This window comes from Rhodococcus sp. 3258 (genome assembly GCF_031456475.1).
In the GTDB taxonomy this organism is placed as follows: Bacteria; Actinomycetota; Actinomycetes; order Mycobacteriales; family Mycobacteriaceae; genus Rhodococcoides; species Rhodococcoides fascians.
Map to the genome: position 1 here is coordinate 214,627 of NZ_JAVDUT010000006.1, position 20,993 is coordinate 235,619.

Annotated in this window: 21 protein-coding genes; 2 read left to right on the forward strand and 19 right to left on the reverse strand. The window is 63.9% G+C overall.

The genetic code is table 11. From position 1 onward, the window contains the following. Positions 1–184: 184 nt before the first annotated feature. The 15 genes from J2X62_RS19595 to J2X62_RS19665 all read right to left on the reverse strand — a co-directional run bounded on the left by J2X62_RS19595 (position 185) and on the right by J2X62_RS19665 (position 15,222). Positions 185–1,066: a hypothetical protein gene (locus tag J2X62_RS19595; protein ID WP_032386233.1), complete on the reverse strand. Its 882-nt coding sequence runs from the start codon at positions 1,064–1,066 to the stop codon at positions 185–187. A 58-nt stretch (positions 1,067–1,124) separates the two neighbouring features. Then, positions 1,125–1,802, reverse strand: coding sequence for a hypothetical protein (locus J2X62_RS19600; RefSeq protein ID WP_032365277.1), 678 nt, complete (start codon positions 1,800–1,802; stop codon positions 1,125–1,127). Positions 1,803–1,885: 83 nt separating this feature from the next. Then, positions 1,886–3,133 (reverse strand): MCE family protein, encoded by a 1,248-nt coding sequence (locus tag J2X62_RS19605; RefSeq protein WP_032365276.1) that lies wholly within the window; start codon positions 3,131–3,133, stop codon positions 1,886–1,888. Next, on the reverse strand, positions 3,130–4,395 hold the full coding sequence (locus J2X62_RS19610; protein ID WP_094622919.1) for an MCE family protein: 1,266 nt from the start codon (positions 4,393–4,395) through the stop codon (positions 3,130–3,132). Before J2X62_RS19610 ends, J2X62_RS19605 begins: the two co-directional genes overlap by 4 nt. A gap of 29 nt (positions 4,396–4,424) precedes the next feature. Further along, complete coding sequence (locus J2X62_RS19615; protein WP_032365274.1) at positions 4,425–5,705, reverse strand: MCE family protein; 1,281 nt, start codon at positions 5,703–5,705, stop codon at positions 4,425–4,427. Then, the gene (locus J2X62_RS19620) at positions 5,705–6,703 is read right to left on the reverse strand and encodes an MCE family protein (RefSeq protein WP_032365273.1); all 999 of its coding nucleotides are present in this window, start codon (positions 6,701–6,703) and stop codon (positions 5,705–5,707) included. Before J2X62_RS19620 ends, J2X62_RS19615 begins: the two co-directional genes overlap by 1 nt. Further along, a complete protein-coding gene (locus J2X62_RS19625) occupies positions 6,700–7,767 on the reverse strand; it encodes an MCE family protein (protein ID WP_032369723.1) in 1,068 nt (355 codons plus the stop codon). The genes J2X62_RS19620 and J2X62_RS19625 overlap by 4 nt, the downstream gene beginning before the upstream one ends. Continuing rightward, the gene (locus tag J2X62_RS19630; protein ID WP_032369724.1) at positions 7,764–9,119 is read right to left on the reverse strand and encodes an MCE family protein; all 1,356 of its coding nucleotides are present in this window, start codon (positions 9,117–9,119) and stop codon (positions 7,764–7,766) included. The genes J2X62_RS19625 and J2X62_RS19630 overlap by 4 nt, the downstream gene beginning before the upstream one ends. Continuing rightward, entirely contained in the window at positions 9,116–9,976 is an 861-nt protein-coding gene (locus J2X62_RS19635) for an ABC transporter permease (RefSeq protein ID WP_032365270.1), read from the reverse strand. The genes J2X62_RS19630 and J2X62_RS19635 overlap by 4 nt, the downstream gene beginning before the upstream one ends. A 5-nt stretch (positions 9,977–9,981) precedes the next feature. Then, positions 9,982–10,776: an ABC transporter permease gene (locus J2X62_RS19640; protein ID WP_032365269.1), complete on the reverse strand. Its 795-nt coding sequence runs from the start codon at positions 10,774–10,776 to the stop codon at positions 9,982–9,984. A 5-nt stretch (positions 10,777–10,781) separates the two neighbouring features. Further along, positions 10,782–11,951: an ATP-binding cassette domain-containing protein gene (locus tag J2X62_RS19645; RefSeq protein ID WP_310182704.1), complete on the reverse strand. Its 1,170-nt coding sequence runs from the start codon at positions 11,949–11,951 to the stop codon at positions 10,782–10,784. Between the two features lie 489 nt (positions 11,952–12,440). After that, positions 12,441–12,827, reverse strand: coding sequence for a 50S ribosomal protein L7/L12 (gene rplL / locus J2X62_RS19650; RefSeq protein WP_032365267.1), 387 nt, complete (start codon positions 12,825–12,827; stop codon positions 12,441–12,443). Positions 12,828–12,908: 81 nt separating this feature from the next. Then, on the reverse strand, positions 12,909–13,490 hold the full coding sequence (gene rplJ / locus J2X62_RS19655; protein WP_310182706.1) for a 50S ribosomal protein L10: 582 nt from the start codon (positions 13,488–13,490) through the stop codon (positions 12,909–12,911). Positions 13,491–13,822: 332 nt separating this feature from the next. Next, complete coding sequence (locus J2X62_RS19660; RefSeq protein WP_310182707.1) at positions 13,823–14,320, reverse strand: class F sortase; 498 nt, start codon at positions 14,318–14,320, stop codon at positions 13,823–13,825. Between the two features lie 134 nt (positions 14,321–14,454). Beyond that, positions 14,455–15,222: a CHRD domain-containing protein gene (locus tag J2X62_RS19665; protein WP_310182709.1), complete on the reverse strand. Its 768-nt coding sequence runs from the start codon at positions 15,220–15,222 to the stop codon at positions 14,455–14,457. Positions 15,223–15,388: 166 nt separating this feature from the next. Here J2X62_RS19665 and J2X62_RS19670 point away from each other — a divergent pair, with 166 nt between their 5' ends. Further along, complete coding sequence (locus J2X62_RS19670; protein ID WP_310182712.1) at positions 15,389–15,898, forward strand: sigma-70 family RNA polymerase sigma factor; 510 nt, start codon at positions 15,389–15,391, stop codon at positions 15,896–15,898. Next, a complete protein-coding gene (locus tag J2X62_RS19675; RefSeq protein WP_310182714.1) occupies positions 15,895–16,665 on the forward strand; it encodes a hypothetical protein in 771 nt (256 codons plus the stop codon). The genes J2X62_RS19670 and J2X62_RS19675 overlap by 4 nt, the downstream gene beginning before the upstream one ends. Here the strand turns inward: J2X62_RS19675 and J2X62_RS19680 are convergent. The 4 genes from J2X62_RS19680 to J2X62_RS19695 are packed head-to-tail and all read right to left on the reverse strand — an operon-like array spanning position 16,647 to position 20,993. After that, positions 16,647–18,896 (reverse strand): MMPL family transporter, encoded by a 2,250-nt coding sequence (locus J2X62_RS19680; protein WP_310182716.1) that lies wholly within the window; start codon positions 18,894–18,896, stop codon positions 16,647–16,649. The genes J2X62_RS19675 and J2X62_RS19680 overlap by 19 nt on opposite strands. Then, positions 18,893–20,059 carry a hypothetical protein gene (locus tag J2X62_RS19685; RefSeq protein ID WP_167328932.1) on the reverse strand — a complete coding sequence of 389 codons (1,167 nt, stop codon included), beginning with the start codon at positions 20,057–20,059 and terminating at the stop codon, positions 18,893–18,895. Before J2X62_RS19685 ends, J2X62_RS19680 begins: the two co-directional genes overlap by 4 nt. Beyond that, a complete protein-coding gene (locus J2X62_RS19690; protein ID WP_310182718.1) occupies positions 20,056–20,796 on the reverse strand; it encodes a phosphatidylserine decarboxylase in 741 nt (246 codons plus the stop codon). The genes J2X62_RS19685 and J2X62_RS19690 overlap by 4 nt, the downstream gene beginning before the upstream one ends. Next, complete coding sequence (locus J2X62_RS19695; protein ID WP_310182720.1) at positions 20,796–20,993, reverse strand: serine/threonine protein phosphatase; 198 nt, start codon at positions 20,991–20,993, stop codon at positions 20,796–20,798. Before J2X62_RS19695 ends, J2X62_RS19690 begins: the two co-directional genes overlap by 1 nt.

Consider the following 20,993-nt stretch of genomic DNA (forward strand, 5'->3'; position numbering starts at 1 on the left):
CATCCCTGGCCGTCGAGCATCGAATGGTTGTCCCGAACAACCAGGGCTCGCCCCAAGCCAGGACGCAAACGCGATGGTAGACCTGGCCAGGGACACCGACGGAGACCGTGAAAACAACGAAAAGCCCCGTCCGAGCAGCGCTGACGCTGCATCGGACGGGGCCGAAGTATCGACCAGCCGGGGTCTACTGGTCGTCGATCGCCGACAACTTCCAGGTGCCGTCGATCTTCTCCATGTTGACCGTCAGAGGGCCTTCCGCACTGCCGGAGGCAACGCCGTTCTGAGTAGCGCTGATGTTGACGTTCGCGATCAGTTCGGCCTTGTCGTCCTCGAGTCGCGAGACGCCGATATCGGTGACCATTGCCTCGGTGCCGGTATCGGTTTGCACCACAGCAGATTTGGTGGTGTCGGCGGTGGAGTTGAACTCGTCGAGCATCGACTGATTGAGCACCGCCCGCGCCGCATCGAAATCTGCATCGATGGTCTCGGCCTTGTACGTGTACAGGGTCTGCAGAGCGTCGGTAGCTGCCGACGTCACCTCTTGCGTCGCCGAAGAATCCACCCACGCCTTGTTGTCGATCGTCGCGAACGGCTTGAATGCAGCGACGGCTGCGAAAGCACCGAGAACCACGGCGATGACCGCGACCACGATCACGTGCTTGAACCCGATACCCGACGCCGACTTCGGCGATTCGGTCGTCTCGGTCGTCTCGGTCGAGGTCGAGGTGGGCGCGACCGGTTTCTTCAGCCCGGCCCTGGACGGGCGCGACTTGTCCTGCTGCGTGTCGACGGGCTGCGTCTCGGCCGGTTGTGTCGTGACCGTATCCGTCTCGACCGGATCTGTCTTGTCCAGTCTGGGCTTTTCCGACGCGGGTGTGGTGCCGACGGCTGTCTCGGCAGCCGTGGTGTCGGGTGCCGCTGTCTCGGGTCCCGTTGTGTCGGGTGCCGTTGTCTCAGGTGCCGGTGCGTCGGTCTCGGCCGACGTCGGCTTGGCGGTGCCGGCTACCTTTCGACGTACCTTGCTGGTGGTCGTGGGGGGAACGATCTTGCGACGCTGGGGAGGCACTGCAGAACTCCTTCGAGGCTTACTTCTGTACAGATGGACGACGGCGCTGCCGGCAAACTCAGTTGCCGCCGGTGTTCGGCTGGGGGGCCGGCGTCGCTTCCGTACTGGGGTCGACCGCGTTGGGGTCGGTGGGACCACCCGGTTCCGTCGGAATGACGGGATTGGTGTTCGGGTTGTCGAGAGAGATCCGCGAACCGATCGGATCGACCTTGTTGGTCTTCCACACCCCGTCTACGTCTTCCATGGCCATCCGCATGGTCAGCTTGCTGCGCTCCACCCGGTCGGGCCAGGTGGTGGTCGTGGCGATGACGACGAGCGCCGTTGCGGTGTTCTCGTCGGTGCTCAGCTCGGTGAGGGTGCCGTGCAGCACCTCGGCCTCGCTCTTGGCACCGGACTGACGAACCTGATCGGTGATTCCCGAACGGGTCTGCTCCAGATCGTTGAGCATCAGATCACCGGTGATCGAGGACTTCATGTTGTCGAACGACTGATCGATGTTGGCTGCATCCACAGTGTTCAGGTTGACCGCAGCCTGCTGAGCGCCGGTGAGCGCCGCATCGCGGGTGTCGGCGGTGGGCTTCTCACTCAACAGCGCCGTGCCCCAGCCGTATCCGAAGAACACGGCTGCTGCGAGCGCCGCCACGGCAATCACCGTGACGACGGCCAACAGAATCTTTGCTGTCTTGCTTGACCCTGGAGTCGCGGGCGACTCCAGGGTTTCGGTGCTCGAGTTCACACTGTCACCCTACTACTCGGTAATATCCGGCCGAACCGCTCTCGGCCCGATAGTAGTGCTGAGCAGCAGTTCCTTCGGTCCCGCTACTTCGGCGTGACGCCGAGGAGCGGTGCCAACTGGGTGGCGATGGGGTTGAGGTTGAGCTTCTCGGGATCGACCTTGGGCTTGAGGTCCCACGGCTGCGGCACGTCCGGATCGGCGAACACGATTCGGTTCGCGCTACGGACACCGGTGACGCTGCCCTGCGGCGTCGCGCAGTTCGCGTCGAGGTTCAGTGGGTAGTTCTCCCGAGTCTCGTCGAAGTTCGGATTCTTCCGCTTCTCCTCGTCCAGGATGGCCTGGCTGCCCTCGTAGCCGACGGTGCACGGCGGCGGGTTGTTGGTTTCGAGCAACAGACCCTGATGGATAGTGCCGTCGTTCGGGACGATGGTCGAGATACCGGCACCGAGTGCAGGCAGGAACGTCAGGAACGGACGGAGCGCGACCGTACGCGGCTCGGCCTGAGCCGCGACCAGGGCCAGATTGTTGATATCGGTCGTCAACGCCGGGCCTGCATCGGTGATGAGACCACCGACCTGGTCTCCGGCAGCAGTTCCGGTATCGATGAGACGACGGATATCGGGATCGCTCGACTTCAGCTGAGCCGTCACCTGATCCAGGCTCGTGCTGAATTCGCGGATGAGATCCGACTGCTCGGACTGTGTGTCGAGCACCGGCACCGCGTCACGCACCAGCGACAGAGTCTGCGGTAGAGCCTCGTTGGCCGACTCGGAGATGTTCCCGAGTGAATCGACCAGAGACTGCAGGTCGTTGCCCTTGCCGTCGAACGCGACACCGAGCTCGTTGACCACATTGGTCAACGTGTCCAGCGGCACCGACCTGACCAAGGTGTTCGTGTTCGCGAGCACGTCCTCCACCGGAACCGGCGTGGCGGTGTCGGCCTGTGCGATCTCCGAACCGTCCACCAGGAACGGACCCTGATCGGACTGCGGCTGCAGGTCGACGAACTGCTCGCCGATCGCGGAACGGTTCGCCACGACGGCCTTGGTGTCGGCCGGGATGTCGGGTCCACCGTTGTCGAGTTTGAGTGCCACCCGGACACCGTCCGACGTCAACTGCAGATCGCCGACGGTTCCGACCGGCACACCGCGGTACGTCACCTCGGCATTGGAGAAGATGCCGCCGGAGTCGGCCAGGTTGAGTGCGACCTCGTACTGCCCGAACCCGAGCATGTTGTCCAGGCGGACGTACTTGCCACCGACGTAGATCAGCCCGAGCAGGGCGACCACGACGAACGCGACCAACTGAAAGCGAACGAGCTTCGATCTCACTGTCCAACTCCGAATCGTTCGAGCAGATCGGTCACGGGAGCCAACGGGTCGAACGGTGCAGGCTCGGCAGCACCGGCGGCCTCACCCGCAGGCGCACCCGGTCCGGGAACCGGCGACGGAATGATGGGCGGCAACGGCAGCAGCGAGATCGTCGGCCAGCCCGGACGCGGGCCGTTTCCGTTGTAGTACGGATTCGACGGATCCACGACCGGCAGCGTGTTGCCGTACTTCGGCTGGATGTAGACCGGATCGCCCTCTCCCACACCGAAGTTCCGCAGCGCCGTACCGATCGAGAGATCCAGCGAGAGGAACAGGTTGGCCGAGTTGCCCTCGATGATCTTCTCGGTGCCGTCCGCGAACGGCAGTGTCGGGATCACCGCGAGGGAGGTGACGACGTCGTCCGCGGAATCGGCCAGGGCCTGCAGCGTCGGACGCAGTGCACGCAGATCTGCGATCAGGTCGTCCTTGGAGCGATCGATGACATCGGTGCCGACGGCCCCGAGTCGATCGAGTGCCCCGAGCATCTCGGTGAGCTGCGGGCGTTGCTTCTCGAGAACTTCCGTCGCGATCGGCAGGTCTTTGAGAACTGCGTCGATCTTGTCGGTCTGCGAGTTGACGCGACCACTGAGAGTGTCGAGACCGTCGATGGCGCGGGTGATGTCGTCGCGCTGCTGATTGAGACCGTCGATCAACGTATTGGCCTGCTGCAGAAGCTCTTTGGTCTTGCCTTCGCGACCGTCGAACGCCGTGCTCAGCTCTTTGACGATCGGCGAGAGCTGCCCGACGCCGCCGCCGTTGAGCAGCAGCGACAGGGCACCGAGTACCTGCTCGATGTCGGTTGCATGGCGGGTGCGATCGAGCGGGATCGTGGCACCGTCCTGCAGACGTGCAGCCTCTTCGTCACCGGGAGGTGCGGAGAGCTGCACGAACTTCTCACCGAGCAGGTTGGTCTGCTGCACCGACGCGATCGCGTTGGCCGGCAGATCCACGTCGGAGTTCAGGATGACGTTGACATCGGCGGTCCACCCGTCGTTCGGCACCGAGATGGAGTCGACGCGACCGACGGGAACACCGTCGACCTTGACGGTCGACTGCGGCACCAGGTCCAACACATCGTCGAACTGCACCGTCAGATTGAACGGGTTGTCGCCGACGTCGGCACCACCGGGCAGCGGGATGGCATAGATGCCGGCCGACGAGCACGCGCCGGCAGACAGCGCCACCACGCACAACCCGGCTCCGAGGGTCAACGAACGTTTCACGCGAGCTCGATTCCGATTCACAGAGGTCATCACTGTCCTCCCCCGATGAGCGACCTGTCGAGACCTGGCATGGTGGTGGACCCCAGTCTCGGCGAGACGTTGCCCGGCACGGTGCCCGGCACGGACACGTTCTGCTCGATGTCGTTGGTGAGAACCCCGAACGGCAACACAAGCCGATTCTGGTCGGCAAGAGGAGCCTGGATCATGGTGGTGATGTTGGCGCACTGATCGATGATCGGCTGAATCTGCGCACCGAGCGCCTCGAAACGCGGGTCACCGGGTACCAGCTTGCCGAGGTCGAGCAATCGGCAGACGGTTCCGAGCGGATCCTGGGTCTCGTTCTGCAGATTGGCACGCGAGGCCAGCGTGCCCGATTCTGCGTCGTAGGCGTTGACCAGGTTGCTGATGGCCAACGGCAGCAGCGTCAGAGTTTGCACGAGCTGCTCACGGTTGTCGGCGAGGGTCTGAGTGGGGACCACCAGACCGTTCGCTGCGGTGGTCAGCTCGGTCCGGTTGTCCGCCACGAACGTCGCCACGTCACCGAGGGACACCGAGAGCTGCTGCAGGGCGGCTCCCAGGTCCTCGCGCTGGCCCGACAGGAAGCCCGTCAGATCGGCGAGCTGACTGTTGAAGTTACGAACCTGCTGATCGTTGACGGCCAGCGCACTGACGAAGGTCTGCAGATTCTTGATCGTGTCGAAGACATCGGAGCGCGAGTCGCTCAACGTACGGCCGGCAGCCGAGAGCTGAGTGATGCTGTTGCCCAACGCTTCGCCGTTGCCGTCGAGGTTCGCCGCACCGGTGTTCACGAGGTCGGTGAGAGCGCCGTCCTTGTTCGCGCCGTCCGGACCGAGAGCAGTGGACAGATCGTTGATCGACTTGTACAGCTCGTCGACCTCGACGGGAGTGGCAGTGCGATCACGGCCGATGGTCGTGCCGCTGGCCATGGTGTCGCCGCCGGTGTAGACGGGCGAGAGCTGGACGTAACGGTCGGCGACGAGCGACGGGGTGACCTGAACGGCCTTCGCGTCGGCCGGAATGTCGATGCCGCGATCGACTCGCATGACGACCTCGACGTCCTCACCCAACGGCGTGACCGATTCGACGGTACCCACCTTGACGCCGAGAACTCTGACCTCGGATCCCGAGTAGATGCCGATCGACTTGTCGAAGTAGGCGGTGATCTTGGTCGAACCGGCCCTGGTGAACAGCCACCAGCCGGCGACGGCCAGAACCAGCGCCACGATCACGACGACCGCGATCAGTGCGAGCTTGTTCTTGTTCCTCGGTGCTGCCTGAGTCTCTGTCATCAGTTCCCCGCCAACGTATCGAGCGCGGGCTGGCGGTAACCAGGTATCAACGGAACTCCGGGTGGGGTGAGGTTGGCCAGAACGATGTCGAGCCATCGTCCGTTACCGGTCACGTTGGTGTAGAGCCGGATGAACGGCTCGTACAGCTTCAGCGCCCGGTCGAGATTGTCGTTGTTGCGTTGCAGGATGTCGATGACGCCGTTGAGCTGTTGCAACATCGGGTTGATGGTTGCCTCGTTGTCACGGACCAGACCGGTCAACTCCTGCGACACACGTTGTGTGCCGGTGAGCAGCTGGGAGATGGCCTGCTGCCGATTGTTGAGCTCCTCGAGCAGTGGACCCGCATCGGTGATCAGTTTGTTGAACTGCTCGTTGCGGTCGGCCAGCACCTTGGAGGTCTCGCCGGTGGCTGCGAACAACTTCTTGAGTTCCTCGTCGCGGCTGGCCACTGTCTGCGACAACCGAGTCACGCCGTCGAGCGAGGCTCTGATGTTGGCCGGGGTCTCGGAGAACGCGTCGGACAACGTCCGCATGCTGGTGGCGAGCTGGTCGGTGTCGATGTCGTTGATCGTCGACGCCGCCGCCGAGAACGCGTCGATGACGTCGTACGGAGAGGTGGTGCGCGCCAACGGAATCGGATCTTTCGGGCTCAGGGTGTCCGAGCCACTCGGATCCAGTGCCAGGTACTTCTGCCCCAGCAGAGTCTTGATGGCGATGGCCGCTCGCGACTCGTTGCCGACCCAGGCGTCCTGCACCGTGAAGTCCACGAGCACCCGGTCGCCGTCGAGCCGCACGTCGGTGACCTTGCCGACCTTGACCCCCGCGATACGGACTTCGTTGGACGGCTTCAGACCTGCGGCTTCACTGAACTCCGCGGTGTACACCGAACCTGCACCGATGATCGGGAGACGGTCGAGGAAGAAGACCGACATCGTGGCGAGCAGGATGATCGCGATTCCCAGTGCCCCGATGGTGGCCGGACTACGTCGAGATGTCATTGCTTGATCCCCCCAGCTTTGCAGCGCTCTGCCGAGTTCGTGTACAGGGGCTGATTGACGGTCGGAAGCCCGGTCGGCAAATTCAGGTTCGGCGAATACCCCGGTCCGGCGACGATGTCGATACCGCAGAGGTAGAACGTGAACCAGGATCCCTGCTGAGCCGTACGAATCAGCTTGTCGAGCTTGACCGGCAGATTTCCGAGGACCGCGTCCACGTCGGCGCTGCGTCGATTGATGGTCTCCGACAACGTGTTCAGCGCTGTGACCGAACCCTGGATCGACGGCCGTGTCGGCTCGAGCAGGTCCGCGGTGGCGTTGGTCAGTCCGGCCAGCGAGGTCACGGCCGAGCCGACGACGTCGCGGTCGGCCGACAGGCCCGACACGAGCTGCTGAGTGTTGACGATGAGGCTGTCGAGCTGCCCGTCGTTCTGGTTGACCGTGGCGAGCACGTTGTTGAGGTTGGTGATGACCTGACCGATGACCTGATCCTTGTCGGCCACGGTGTTGGTCAGACTCGCAGTGTTCTTGACCAGTTCGTTGATGGTGCCCGATTCCCCCTGGAACACCTGGATGATCTGGTACGAGAGCTTGTTGACGTCATCTGCGCTGAGCGTGGTGAACAGCGGGCGGAATCCGTCGAACAGAGTCGTCAGGTTCACCGCGGGCTTGGTGCGCTCGAGAGGAATGGTCGCTCCCCCGGTGATCTTCTTGCCCTGATCGCCCGAACCCTGCTCGATGGCGATGTAGCGCTGACCGACCAGGTTGCGGAAGCGAATGGTGGCAGTCGAACTCGCCGGCAGCCAGTCGCGACTGCTCAGCGTGAAGTCGACCTTCGCCTCTCGTTCGTTGGCGATCTCGATCTTGTCGACCTGCCCGACGCGAACGCCGGCGATTCGGATCTCGTCACCCTCGTTGAGCGAGGTGACATCGGTGAACAAGGCCGAGAACTTGGTGCCGCCACCACCGCTCGAGTTCGCGATGGTGAAGGCCAGGGTGGCCGTGGCGATGATCGTGATCACGGCGAACACGACCAACTTGATGATCGGCGCGAGAAGGCCTCTCATGGCACGGTCACCTCCACTCCTCTCAATGCCGGTGCGCCGAGTGCGGCGGCCCACGACGGAACAGTCTCTGGTGCAACACCACTCGCTTGTCCGTAGATGACGGCAAGAGTGTCACGCTCGAAGTCCGAGCCCTCGTAGCTCGCGGGCTGCGCAGACGCGGAGACAGCGGGAACGATGGAACTCTGAGCCGACTTCGGTGGGCCCTGCCCGGGGATCTCCTGCGGGCCGGGATTACGGGTCGGTACCTGGTAGGACCCGTCGTTGACCGAACCTCCCGGGTACTGCGGGAAGAACTCTCCCGGTGCTGCCGGCTCGAAGCAGGTGGCTCCGCGGTCGTCGAACAGCCGTGGCTCGTCCTGGTTCGGCAAGTAACGGCCCTTCGGGTTGACGAACGATGCGGACACGTTGATTCCGGGGTACTCGTCGCCCTCACCGAGGACGATCTTGCCGCGCCTGGCACCTTCGGCGAACTGACTGAAGGTGCAGCCGAACGTCGGCGAGAACTCGGCCAGCAAATCGAGGGCCTCTCGCGAGTTCGAGGCGAGACCGATCAGATTCTCGGAGTTGACCTGCAAGAAATCGGCGGTCGTGTTCGATGCCGACGTCAGCGAGCCGTAGAGCGTCTCGAGGCTCGACTGCCGCTCGACGACCGTATTACCCGTCGTACGCAGGTTGTCCAGCGCCGAGATCAGCTCCGGTGCCGCGTCTGCGTAGGTCTGGGAGAAGTCGGCGAGACCCACCAGCGTCTGCTGGATGTTCGGCAGTTCGGTGTTGAGACCGGAAACGACATCGGTGAGGTCGTCGATGGTCTGTCCGAGCTGCTCGCCGCGTCCGCTCAGGCCCTGCGCCAGTGACCCGAGGGTATTGGCGAGGTCCTGCGGCGGGATGGCTTGCAGCAACGGCAGCAACCCGTCGAGCAGCTGCCCGACCTCGATCGCGTTGCCGCTGGTGTCCTGTCGAAGAACGGTGCCGTCGGAGATCGGCGACGCCGAATCGTTCTCGGGCACGATCAGCGACACGTAGCGCTCGCCGAACAGGGTCTTCGGCAGCAGCCGCGCAGTGGCATTCGACGGGATCAGCGGAGCCTTGTCCGGATCGATGGCGAGCTGCGAGGTGACGACGCCGTCGACGGTCGACGCCGAGCGCACCTCGCCGACGATCATGCCGCGCACCTTCACATCTGCGTTCATCGGCAGAGCGTTGCCGACCGAGTCGGTTTCAAGGCTGACGTTGACGACCGATTTGAACGTCTTGTTGTAGGAGGTGATGCTCCACCCGAGAAACAGGATGAGTACCAAGAAGAACGCAAGTCCGAGCAGTACTCGCTTCAGTCGCGACGGCGAGTCGATCATCCGGCAACCCTCACTGTGGTGGTCGTGCCCCAGATGGCGAGGCTCAGGAAGAAGTCCAGTACCGCGATCGTGACGATCGCCGTACGTACTGCGCGACCCACCGCGACGCCGACGCCTGCCGGTCCGCCGGAGGCGTGGTAGCCGTAGTAGCAGTGGATCATGATCAGCACGAACGCGAAGATGAGCACCTTGAGGAAGGAATACAGCACATCTTCTGGAGGTAGGAACAAGTTGAAGTAGTGGTCGTACGAGCCGGACGACTGCCCGTTGAAGATCGTGCTGATTCCGCGGGAAGCGACGTACGAGGCAAGCAGACCGACGATGTAGAGCGGGATCACCGCGACGAATCCGGCGATCATGCGGGTGGTGACGAGGAACGGCACGCTGGGCACTGCCATGACTTCGAGTGCGTCGATCTCCTCCGAGATACGCATCGCGCCGAGCTGGGCGGTGAAACCACAACCGACGGTGGCGGACAGTGCAAGCCCGGCCACGATCGGTGCAATTTCACGGGTATTGACGTAGGCGGACAGGAAGCCGGTCAACACCGAGCTGCCGAGCTGTTCCAGGGCGGCGTAACCCTGCAGACCGACGACGATGCCGGTGAAGCCGGACATCATCACGATGACACCGATGGTGCCGCCGATGACGGCGAGCGCGCCGCTACCGAAGGTGACCTCCGCCAGCAGGCGGAGAACCTCCTTCTTGTAATGGACTGCGGTCTTGGGTATCCACCCGATGGCCCGCAGGTAGAACGACATCTGCTCGCCTGCGCGATCGAGCACGTTGAGCGGGGCATTGCCGACGCGCTTGACGCGCATCAGCGTGCGGTCACCGCGACCTCTGGCGATCGTCATCGCGGTTACGCTCCCTTCGCTGGTACGACCTGGAGGTAGACCAGGGTGAGAATGAGGTTGGCGAAGAACAGCAACAGGAACGTGATGACAACCGTCTGGTTCACAGCTTCACCGACACCCTTGGGGCCGGGGTTGGGATTCAGGCCCTTGTACGACGCGATGATGCCGGCGATGAGACCGAAGATCGCCGCTTTCGCTTCTGCGACATACAGATCGGGTAGCTGAGCCAACGCAGAGAACGACGCGAGGTAGGCACCGGGGGTACCACCCTGCAGGATCACGTTGAAGAAGTAGCCACCGACGATGCCGACGACCGAGACGAGTCCGTTGAGCAGCAGCGCCACGAGGATCATGGCCAGCACTCGCGGAACGACGAGGCGGTGAACCGGATCGATTCCCAGTACCCGCATCGCGTCGATCTCCTCGCGAATGGTGCGAGAACCGAGGTCGGCGGTGACGGCAGAACCGGCCGCACCGGCCACCAAGAGGGCGGTCACGATCGGACTGCCCTGCTGGATGACGGCGAGCACGCTGGCAGCACCGGTGAACGATTCGGCACCGAGCTGCTTGATCAGTGAACCGGTCTGCAGCGATACGACCGCGCCGAACGGAATGGCGACCAGAGCCGTCGGCAGAATCGTCACGCTGGCGATGAACCAGGCCTGCTCGATGAACTCGCGGAACTGGAACGGCCTACGAAAGGTGTTTCGGACCACCTCGACGAACAGTTCGACGATATTGCCCGCTTGTGTCAGAGCGGCGTTCGCGGGCGCGAACGCGGACTTCTTCGATCCCCCCATGTCTGCTATTGACCCCGACCTTGTGTTGGAGCTTGGTAGCCCTGCTGATCATGTCCTTGGTCGTAGCCTTGTTGGCTGTACCCCTGTTGGTCGTAGCCATGCTGGCTGTAACCCTGTTGGTCGTAGCCCTGCTGGTCGTAACCCTGCTGGTCGTAGCCCTGCTGGTCTGCGTACGCCGGGTAACGCTGCCCCGAGTCGGTGCTGTCGAGGCTCTCCTGGATCGCGACCTGAGCGCTGTGCGGCAGGGTGTGCATGATCTGGCGCACCCGCTCCTGCCTGCGTCCGACGGCTTGGCGCACCGGCGTACCCGGGGTGGCCTTCATCTGCGGCACGATGCCTTCGACGTCGTCGACGCCACCGGCGTGGTGACCGGCGTCGACCATGGCCTGCTCCTGCGCCATCTGCGCCTCGTCCTTCTCTTCCGACATTCCGATCGGCCCGATCATCGTGCCGTTCAGGAATTGCTTGACCACCGGCTCGTCACTGGTGAGCAGCACCTCACGGGGGCCGAACATGACCAGCTGACGACGGAACAGCATGCCGATGTTGTCGGGGACCGTTCGAGCCAGGTTGATGTTGTGCGAGACGATGAGGATCGTGGCATCGATGTTGGCGTTGATGTCGATCAGTGTCTGCGAAATGTACGTCGTACGAACAGGATCGAGGCCGGAGTCCGGCTCGTCGACGAGAATGATCTCCGGGTCCAGCACCAGTGCGCGGGCGAGGCCGGCACGCTTGCGCATACCACCGGAGATCTCACCGGGCAGCTTGTCCTCGGCACCGAGCAGACCCGTCAGTTCGAGCTTCTCCATGACGATCTTGCGGATGTCGGATTCGGACTTCTTGGTGTGCTCACGAAGCGGGAAGGCGACGTTGTCGTAGAGGTTCATCGAGCCGAACAGGGCACCGTCCTGGAAGAGCACTCCGAACAGCTTGCGGATCTCGTAGAGCTCACGCGAGGAGCACTGCAGGATGTCGGTTCCGTCGATGAAAATCTTGCCCTGCTCGGGGCGAAGGAGACCGATCAGCGACTTGAGAAAGACCGACTTACCGGTACCGGAAGGACCGAGCAATGCACTGACTTCACCCTTCGGCAGAGTCAACGTCACGTCCTGCCAAATCTTCTGTACACCGAAAGACTTGGTCAATCCTTCGACCGAAACCTCGACTCCCACGCTGACCTCCACAATTCATACACATCGACCCGGATGTGGGTTGCGTCACTGTATCCCATGCACGTGTCCGCTCCGACACAGGAGCTTACCGCCCAGTAAGAACTTCCCCGAGTCAGGCTGTAGAGCTTGCATCAGTGTGGCTCATCTCACGCGAGCCGGTCGGGAAGTCGCCCGAACTGTGACAAGTCCCTGCCGTCGAATTCTGTGACAAGACACAACCACACCCGGCCGAGACCGTTCGGAAAGCTTCGGACTTCGGCGTTCACGAGTAAACAGTGACGCGTTGCCGATGTCGCGGGATCGAGAAGACTCCGTGATCGGTCACAACACAGCGCGGTGCGATCCGCATCGAACACAGGAGCAGGCTCCATCGAACGCACGAGAAGGCTCCCCCGAACACAGAAAAGGGCCGCCCTCACCGAAGTGAGGACGGCCCCTTCTGTGCGCTCGATGTTGACGAGCGCGAAGTACGACTGCAGTGAAGCGGTCTTACTTGACGGAGATCTTTGCGCCGGCAGCTTCCAGCTTCTCCTTGGCAGCCTCGGCTGCATCCTTGGCGACCTTCTCCAGGATTGCCTTCGGAGCGCTCTCGACGAGGTCCTTGGCTTCCTTCAGGCCCAGGCCGGAGACGACCTCACGGACGACCTTGATGACCTGGATCTTCTTGTCGCCGGCCGACTCGAGAACGACGTCGAACTCGTCCTGCTCTTCGGCTGCCTCAGCCGGAGCGCCTGCTCCGCCTGCTGCTGCAACTGCGACGGGGGCAGCTGCGGTGACCTCGAAGGTCTCCTCGAATGCCTTCACGAACTCGCTGAGCTCGAGGAGGGTGAGCTCCTTGAACTGGTCGAGCAATTCTTCGGTGCTGAGCTTCGCCATGGTGGCGGTCCTTCCTGTAAGTACCTGGCCGCTGATCCGCGACATGGTGTTGGTGTGGAGCTGTTCGCTAATGCCAGCGGATCAGCTTTCGGCGGGAGCTTCCGCCGGTGCTTCTGCTTCTGCAGGGGCCTCGGGTGCGGCAGGTTCGCCGGCAGCCTTCTTCTCCTGCAACGCGAACGCCAAGCGGGCGAACTGCGATGCGGGAGCGTTGAACAGGCCTGCAGCCTTCGACAAGTTGCCCTTCATGGCGCCGGCGAGCTTGGCCAACAGGATCTCGCGAGACTCGAGGTCCGCGATCTTGTTGATCTCGTCCACGGACAGCGTTGCGCCGTCCATGTAGCCGCCCTTGATGATCAAGGCCTTGTTGTCCTTCGCGAAGGCCTTGATGGCCTTCGCAGCGTCGACCGGCTCGCCCTTGATGAATGCAATGGCGGTCGGTCCGACGAACAAGTCGTCGAGGCCGGTGATGCCGGCATCGGCAGCTGCGCGCTTGACCAGGGTGTTCTTGGCGACGGAGTACGTGGCACCTTCGCCGAGCGCACGCCGGAGCTGAGTCAGACCGGAAACCGACAGGCCACGGTATTCCGTGACGACGGCAGCCGTCGAACCCTTGAACTGGTCGGTGATCTCCGAAACTGCGGAGACCTTTTCGGGCTTTGCCATACTTCGCCTCCTCTCGTGGGAAGTTGTGTCGATCGCGAGAGGGCCGGGAAACGACGAACGCCCCGGTGCAGGAAGCACACGGGGCGTGAACAAGTGGCAGCCGAAGCTGCACGACAGGTTCCCTACCGCGTTCTCCTGCGTGGGCCGTCCGAAGCGATCTCGGACCTTCAACCGCACACCTGTCAGGAAATTTCCCTCGAGAAGGCGGTGACCAACGGTCTTGGGTAGAACTTGATTGGGCGGAACGAAAGAAATGCACGCACTGCGAGCACATTCCTTCTGGACCGTCGACCAGGCTACAACACCTCGGGGGTCAACTCCAAAACGATCGGCTACAGCCGCACCCCGTAGACGACCAGGTTGCGTTCGTAACTGCCCACGGTCGCATCGAAATCGCCCGAACAGGTGATCAACCGGATCTCGTCGCCGGGCACCGCGCCGAACACCGACGCCGTCGGGAAGTCCGCCTTGCCGTGGTCGCCGATGCGCTCGATCCGATAGTCCGCGCTGCCCCCTGCTTCGTCGCCGACCGTGACGATGTCGCCCAGGTTCAGATCCGACAGCCGATCGAACACCGCAGGTCCGGTAGTCGAGTCGACATGCCCGGCGAACACCGTCGGACTGCCGATCCCACCGGGTCGGCCGCCCCCGGTGAACCACCCGACATCGTCGTAGTCGGTGGGCACCTCCATCTCGCCACTGTCGGCGATACCCAGGCCGACGAGCCCCTCGTCAAGTGCGATGGCAGGAATGCTCAGGCGCATCGGGATCGGCCGATCCCCCACTACGCCGGACAGTTCGGGCGAGGGCACGGGCACGGGCACGGGCACGGGCGAAGACGAGGACACCGTCGGGGCCGGCTCCGACGGTGGCGACGGCGTCTGCGCACCACATCCCGTCACCACCGCCGTCAGAACCGCAGCCGTCAGAACCGCGGCCGCGAGTGCAGCCCGCGTGGGGAGCTTCAGCTCTGCACCCCGCGGGTGCGCCGTGCCACCAACGTCACGCCCGCGACAGCCATCGCGCCGAGGGCGACCGCGCCGACGACGGGAGCTGCGGAACCGGTCGCCGAATCGGATGCCGCGGCGAGCGCCGCGCCGCCACCTCCGGTTGCTACCGATCCGACCGGAATCCGGGTCAGCTGTCCTCGGACCGCTCCGGCCGAGAAGTCGACGGTGTGGGTGTCGGCCGCGAAGCCTGCTGGGTCGGCTTCGATCCGGTCCAACGTGAATCCGGTACCGCTGTCTGCATCGGCACCGGCCGGGGTCAGACCGGTGGTGAACGGACCCTGCATGCAGCCGTTGCTGTTGCGCGGGCCGTCCCCGACGGGGGTCGGGTTCGGGAACGCAAGGCGCGGCGGTCCCGCTGCACCTGCTGCGGCCTGGTGAATATGGGTAGCTGTCTTGGCCGGGCTCATGTAGTCACCTGTCACACCGTTCAGCGAGATGTCGTAGCAGATGATGTCGAGGTCGGAATTGATCCGCAGCGTGAAGGTGCCCATCGCGCCCGGCTGACCCGGAGCGGTCACGCCGTCACCGTTCAGAACCTGATCGGGCGTGGCCATTACGGTGAATGCGCTGGTGAAACTGTCCGGTTCGGCGACCGGGGTGTCGGCAGCGGCCGGGCCCGCCGAGAACAGCAGCAGCGCCGCCGCGGTGGCCGTACCGCCGACGAGTGCCGTGGCGGATCTACGAACGGACTCCGCCGGGCGTGTAGTGGAACGTGTGATCATCTCGTGTGCCTTCCGTGAAAGTATCGGGCAGGCGAGCCCGTACACGGTGTACGACGGTCGGCGCGTAGATGTTCAAATATCGGTAAAGAAATATTCCAGTCTTGGATATGAACGCCTGCGGGGCCGCAGACGTAATCACTGTCATGAGCATCGGGAGCGTGGTCGAGTGGACTTCGATGTCGCGGCCGCATACGACCAGCACGCGTCGGAGATGCTCGGTTACGCCGTCAATGCCCTCCGCGATCGAGCCCTCGCCGAGGATTGTGTGCAGGAGACGTTCCTGCGGGCCTGGCGGGCCAGAGCGCGATTCGACCCGAGCCGAGGTTCGCTTCGCACGTGGCTCTTCGCGATCGAGCGAAACGTCATCGTCGATCTCGTTCGGTCCCAGGCGAGAGTGCCTGCGACGACGACGGACCGACCCGACGAGCACGAACGCGGACCGAGCGCCGTCACTCGCGACACCACCGCCGACACCGACGAGCGGCTCCGCATCATCGCAGCACTGGCACAGCTCTCGCCCGACCACCGCGAGGTCGTCGTGGCCGTGCACGTATCCGGAAGCAGCTACGCCGAGCTGTCGGAATCGACCGGAGTGCCGGTACGCACGCTCCGCACCCGCGCCTTCTACGCCCTGAAGGCACTACGCAGAAACCTCGACAGAAAGGAGGACCGATGACAGCCTCACCCGATCGGCGAGCAGAGTTGATCGCGGCAGCAGTCGGCGACGATCTCGACGATGCCGAAGCCGACGAACTTCGCGCGCTGGCCGCGTCGGACCCCACGGTCGACATCGAGATCGCTGAACTACGCGCGACGACGGAGCAGCTCGAACGCCGGGGCCCGAACCTGCCGTGGCTCGACTCGACTACGCCGCCCGGACTCCGCGAGCGAATCCTGACCGCCACCCAGAACGCCGACAACGCCGAGAACACCGTGGTCCCTGAGCGTTCGGACAGCTCCGGATTGCAGCCGGTCGCCAGGCCGCGGTTCGGTGTCAGAAACGGGTCGGCCGGGTTGGCCGCAGCCGCAGCGCTCGTCGGTGTCGTCGTCGGCAGTGCAGCAGTACTGGGCATCGACGCATACCGCTCCGAGCCCGGTGAACCCCAGGTCGTGGTCACCGGACCACCAGGAACTCTCGGGGCCTACGAGGAAATATCGTTCACCACCAGCGGACCGACTGTCGACGTCGAAGGCGGTCTCGTCGCCCACACGTGGGGAACGGAAACCGTCCTCGAAATGGACGGCATCTCCGACGGCGGTCCGTACGACGTCGTTCTCGTCGACCGATCGGGCGACGACCGGCCGTCCGGCACGTTCCTCGGCAGCACCGTCACCATCGAGTGCCGGATGAATGCCGCCGTCCTGCGCGGCGACGTCGCCGAGATCGAGATCAGGGGTTCGGACGGAGTCGTACTCGCGTCGGCTCAGGTGCCGTCTGCCTGAACGCCTGTCTCGGAACGCAATCCGGGCCACCAATTTCGCTCGCCGAACAACTTCATCATCGCCGGCACCATCATCATCCGCACCAGAACCGCGTCGAACAGCACGGCGACAGCGAGCGCGAACCCGAACTGTTGGAGTTCGAGAACATCGGCGGTGAGGAAGCTGGCGAACACGGCGATCATGATCGCGGCCGCAGCAGTGATCGGCCTGGCGGTGTGCTCGAGGCCGTCGACGATCGCGGTGTCGTTAGCGCTGCGTCGGTTGCGATGCGAGACGAACACCTCGCGCATCCGGCCGATGAGAAACACCTCGTAATCCATCGACAGACCGAAGACCACGGCGAACACGGTGACGGGCAGATACACCTGGATGTAGCCCGGACTGTCGAACCCGAGTAGCGCCGATCCCCATCCCCACTGGAACACCGCCACCGTCGCACCCAACGCCGCGCCGGTGACGAGCACATTCATGGCGACCGCCTTGATCGGAATCACCACGCTCCGAAAGACGATTCCCAGGTACACCAGCGAGAATGCCAGCACTGCGAATACGACCCACAGGAACTTGCTCGAAATCTCCTGGGAGGCATCGACGACAAGGGCGGTGGTTCCGCCGACGGATACGGTGGTGCCGTCGCGGTCTGCGGCAACAACTGCCTGCGACCGGATCGACTCGACCAGGTCGGAGGCCTCGGTCGAGTCGATCGGCACCGCGGGCACCACGATCAGCAGCGTGCGACCGGAGTCCTGTTGCGCCAGGGCGTAATCGACGCGACCGTCGGCTCGGATGTCGTCGGCGAAAGCCGCGACGGTGGCCGCCTGCGCCGGTTCGAGGGGACGGTCACCATTGCCGGTGAACACGACGGTGATCGGCGAAATCGTTCCAGGAGCGAACTTCTCGGTGAGGACCGTGTTGGCCCGGCCGCTCGGCTCCGCGGCAAGGGCGTCGGCTCCGAGGTCCACTCCGTACTGGATGGTCCCGATCGGCACCAGGCAGGCCAGCAGCACGGCCGCGGTGACGGCCGTGTAGCGCCACGGGCGTTCGATGACGTGCCGCGCCCACCGTGACCACCACGTGGGTATCGCGGCATCGTGCTCACCGACCGCCGGAGGCTGAAACCTCTGCGGCAGCGACAGTGTCGAGATTCGCGGGCCGAGGACCGCGAGAATCGCCGGTAGCAGCGTCCAGGCCACCACGACGACGCACGCCACCGTCAGCGCTACGACGAACGAAATACTCTGCACGGCAGGAACATCGACGATCGCCAGAGCGCCGAGCGAAATGAGTACGACCAGACCGGAGATGACGATCGTGTGGCCCGCCGTTCCCATCGCGGCCCCGACGGCCGCATTCGTACGCCCCTGACCCGTGGCGTCCCCCGGCAGCGTGGTGCGGTCCATTTCCTCTCGAAATCGGCTGACGATGAAGAGCGCGTAATCGATGCCCAGACCGAGACCGAACATCGACGCCACTGTCGTCACGAGGACGTCGAAGGTCATGACGTGTGAGAGCAGCGAGAACACTCCGAACGCCGCCAGCACTCCGATGCCCGTGGTGACGAGCGGCACGATGCCGGCGACCACGGATCCGAGAGCCAGGATCAACAGCACGAATGCCATTGGTAGGCCGATACTTTCGGCCCGGACGGCGTCGTCGGACTCGGCTTTCGTCAGATCGACGGTCATCGGCGAGTATCCGGTGACCGCCACGTCGACACCGCCGGCCGATGCCCCGTCGATGAGCTTCTGAATGCGTTCTGCTGTCGCGATCCGGTCGCGAGGGTCGCCGCCGACACCGACGAAAGCCAGCGCCGACGTTCCGTCCTCGGAGATCTGGGGCACGAATCCGGCCGTCTCGTAGGGATCGACGACCCGCAGCACATCCAGGGATTGCCGTAGCGCAGAGACGGTCTCGCCGACGCGTTCGCGGAAAGCGGGATCTGCGACGCGGACCCGATCCGACGTGAACGTGACGACGAGCTGCTCGGACCCGAACGAGGAGAAGTGCTGTTCGACGAGCGCGTCGGCGCGACTCGATTCGGTACCGGGGACGGAGAAGTTGGCTCCCACCAACGAGTTCTGCAGTGCCGGATAGAGCGCAGCAGAACCCACCGCGAGCAACAGCCAGACGGCCAGGACGAGCCACCTGTGACGGCCGACCGTCCGCCCCCAGCGGTCACCGATGCCGAGCCTGGTCTGCGCACGGTCGAGCACCACCGTCCGATCGATCATGGCCGAGGCAGCTCGAGATCGCGGTTGTAGATGCGGTACGTCCGGTGCGGAGTCTGCTCCATGCGGGTCAGCACCGATCCCTTCATCCACGGGCTGTCGTCGAGCACCGGCGCTGCCTCCACCCGGGTGTAGCCGAGATCGCGCATCCGCACCGACAACTCCATGATCAGCAACGACGACACCGCGCGATCGGGGCAGTCCGGATCGACGAACAGCATGTCCACCCGCACCCCGTCGATGACGTCCGTTCGGCTCGGCTTCTTGACGTGCCACAGCGTCACCAGGTCTCGCAGCCACCGCGACTTCAGGTGCGCGGCCTTGGCCGCGGCCTGATTGACGTCCGGGATGCCCATCAGAAATCCGACGGGCTTGCCGTCCAACTCGGCCAACAGGGTGAGCCGTCGGTCGAGGACCGGAAGCATCATCTTCAGCAACTCGAACAGTTCCACGAACGACAGTGGTGAGAAGCCCCAGAAGTTCACGAACGTCTTGTTGTAGAGATCGCGCACGATGCGCGCGTCGCGGCGAACCGTTCGGTACTTCATGGAGCGGAACGTCACTTCCGAACGCGCCTTGATCTTTTCGAAGATCTGCATGTGCCGCGCATATTCGGGGCGGTTGTAGATCACGCACGGATCGTCGAACAGGTAGCTGTAGAAGTCCTTGATCCCCACGAGCCCCCACTTCTCGAAATGGGCTGCGTAGTACAGAGGATTGTGCGGCATGCCCACCAACGGAAGGGCAGGCTCGTCGTCGACGACGATGCCCGCGCTGTAGAACATCGACGGACCGAAAGGCCCGGACATCGCGCCGAGCCCGCGCGCGGCAAGCCACGCCGCCGCGGCGTCGAGCAGGCCGGTGGCGACCTCGTGATCGTCGACGGCCTCGTAGAACCCGAAGAAACCGATGGATTCACCGGTGTACTGGGTGAAGCTCGTGTCGTGGATGGCCACGACTCGGCCGACGACGACCCCGTTCTCGCGCGCGAGGAAGGCCGCGATATCGCGGGTCGACGCGATGGCGACCGGCGGCGAAATCAGGATCCGATCGAGATCCATGGGTTCGTCGGGCAATCGGTACGGATCACCCTGGTAGACGAGATCGGTGACAGCCTTGAATTCGTTCCAGTCCTGGGTGGACTCGACCCGGTCGACAGTGATCATCGTTCCTTCTCACATGAAGTGTTGTTTGCCACCGGAATCGGTGAGCGGGCGACGACGCTCTCCCCCGCGAACACGTACTGGCCCGGTCGGACAGTGATGGTCTCGGCGAGAGCGTCGGGGACGAACACGTCGCATTGAGACCCGAAGCGGATCATCCCGTACTGCTCGCCGCGTTCGACGGTGTCGCCGACGGCGACGTGCGCGACGATCCGGTCGACCCACAGATCCGCTATCTGTGTCACCGTCACCACCGACCCCGACGAATGTTCGATGGAGATGGTGAGCCGCTCGTTGCTCAGTATGTAGTCGCACCCCTCGTCGTACGGGGTGCGCCGCGTCAACAGGTTCGCTCCCACTCGCGCCATCGACTTGTTGAACGGTGCCGCGGAGCGATGACGCCGCATACCGATGGTGCCCGAGATCGGAATCCTGTTGCGGTGCACGGAGTATTCGGACATGTAGATCCCGACGAGGTATCCGCTCTCGGTCGCTGCCACACCCGCGATCTCGTCCAGCGGAATGGTTCTGCCCTTCTTGACGGCGAATGCCGTCGAACCCGCGTCGACGCGTTTGACGTACGTGACGAACCCGTCGGCGGGTGCCACCACCGACAGCGGATCGGCCGGCGGAACGCGATGTGGGTCTCGGAAGAAGAACCGGGTGCGCCAGTACAGGAACACCCCGAACGGTGCCGCCACGGCGACACCCACACCGACGAGTGCTCGTCCGAGCGACATCAGAGATGTCGCTGTTCGTCGATGCTCTCCGACCAGGTCACGAACGCATCGGCTGCCCGGTGACGTAGCGCACCGGGCAGCAGCCCGAGGGCTGCACACACGACGTAGAAGCCAACGGAGAGAACGGCATTGGAGACCTCGTGGCCGAGGGAGAGTTCCCGCAACCGCACCGAGGTCGGCTCGAATCCGTCTGCCAC

Coding starts and splice junctions, on each gene's coding strand:
- J2X62_RS19615 (WP_032365274.1), bottom strand. CDS start 5,705: ATGACAGAGACTCAGGCAGCACCGAGGAACAAGAACAAGCTCGCACTG.
- J2X62_RS19680 (WP_310182716.1), bottom strand. CDS start 18,896: ATGATCGATCGGACGGTGGTGCTCGACCGTGCGCAGACCAGGCTCGGC.
- J2X62_RS19630 (WP_032369724.1), bottom strand. CDS start 9,119: ATGATCGACTCGCCGTCGCGACTGAAGCGAGTACTGCTCGGACTTGCG.
- J2X62_RS19640 (WP_032365269.1), bottom strand. CDS start 10,776: ATGGGGGGATCGAAGAAGTCCGCGTTCGCGCCCGCGAACGCCGCTCTG.
- rplJ (WP_310182706.1), bottom strand. CDS start 13,490: ATGGCAAAGCCCGAAAAGGTCTCCGCAGTTTCGGAGATCACCGACCAG.
- rplL (WP_032365267.1), bottom strand. CDS start 12,827: ATGGCGAAGCTCAGCACCGAAGAATTGCTCGACCAGTTCAAGGAGCTC.
- J2X62_RS19675 (WP_310182714.1), top strand. CDS start 15,895: ATGACAGCCTCACCCGATCGGCGAGCAGAGTTGATCGCGGCAGCAGTC.
- J2X62_RS19625 (WP_032369723.1), bottom strand. CDS start 7,767: ATGAGAGGCCTTCTCGCGCCGATCATCAAGTTGGTCGTGTTCGCCGTG.
- J2X62_RS19620 (WP_032365273.1), bottom strand. CDS start 6,703: ATGACATCTCGACGTAGTCCGGCCACCATCGGGGCACTGGGAATCGCG.
- J2X62_RS19685 (WP_167328932.1), bottom strand. CDS start 20,059: ATGATCACTGTCGACCGGGTCGAGTCCACCCAGGACTGGAACGAATTC.
- J2X62_RS19690 (WP_310182718.1), bottom strand. CDS start 20,796: ATGTCGCTCGGACGAGCACTCGTCGGTGTGGGTGTCGCCGTGGCGGCA.
- J2X62_RS19665 (WP_310182709.1), bottom strand. CDS start 15,222: ATGATCACACGTTCCACTACACGCCCGGCGGAGTCCGTTCGTAGATCC.
- J2X62_RS19635 (WP_032365270.1), bottom strand. CDS start 9,976: ATGACGATCGCCAGAGGTCGCGGTGACCGCACGCTGATGCGCGTCAAG.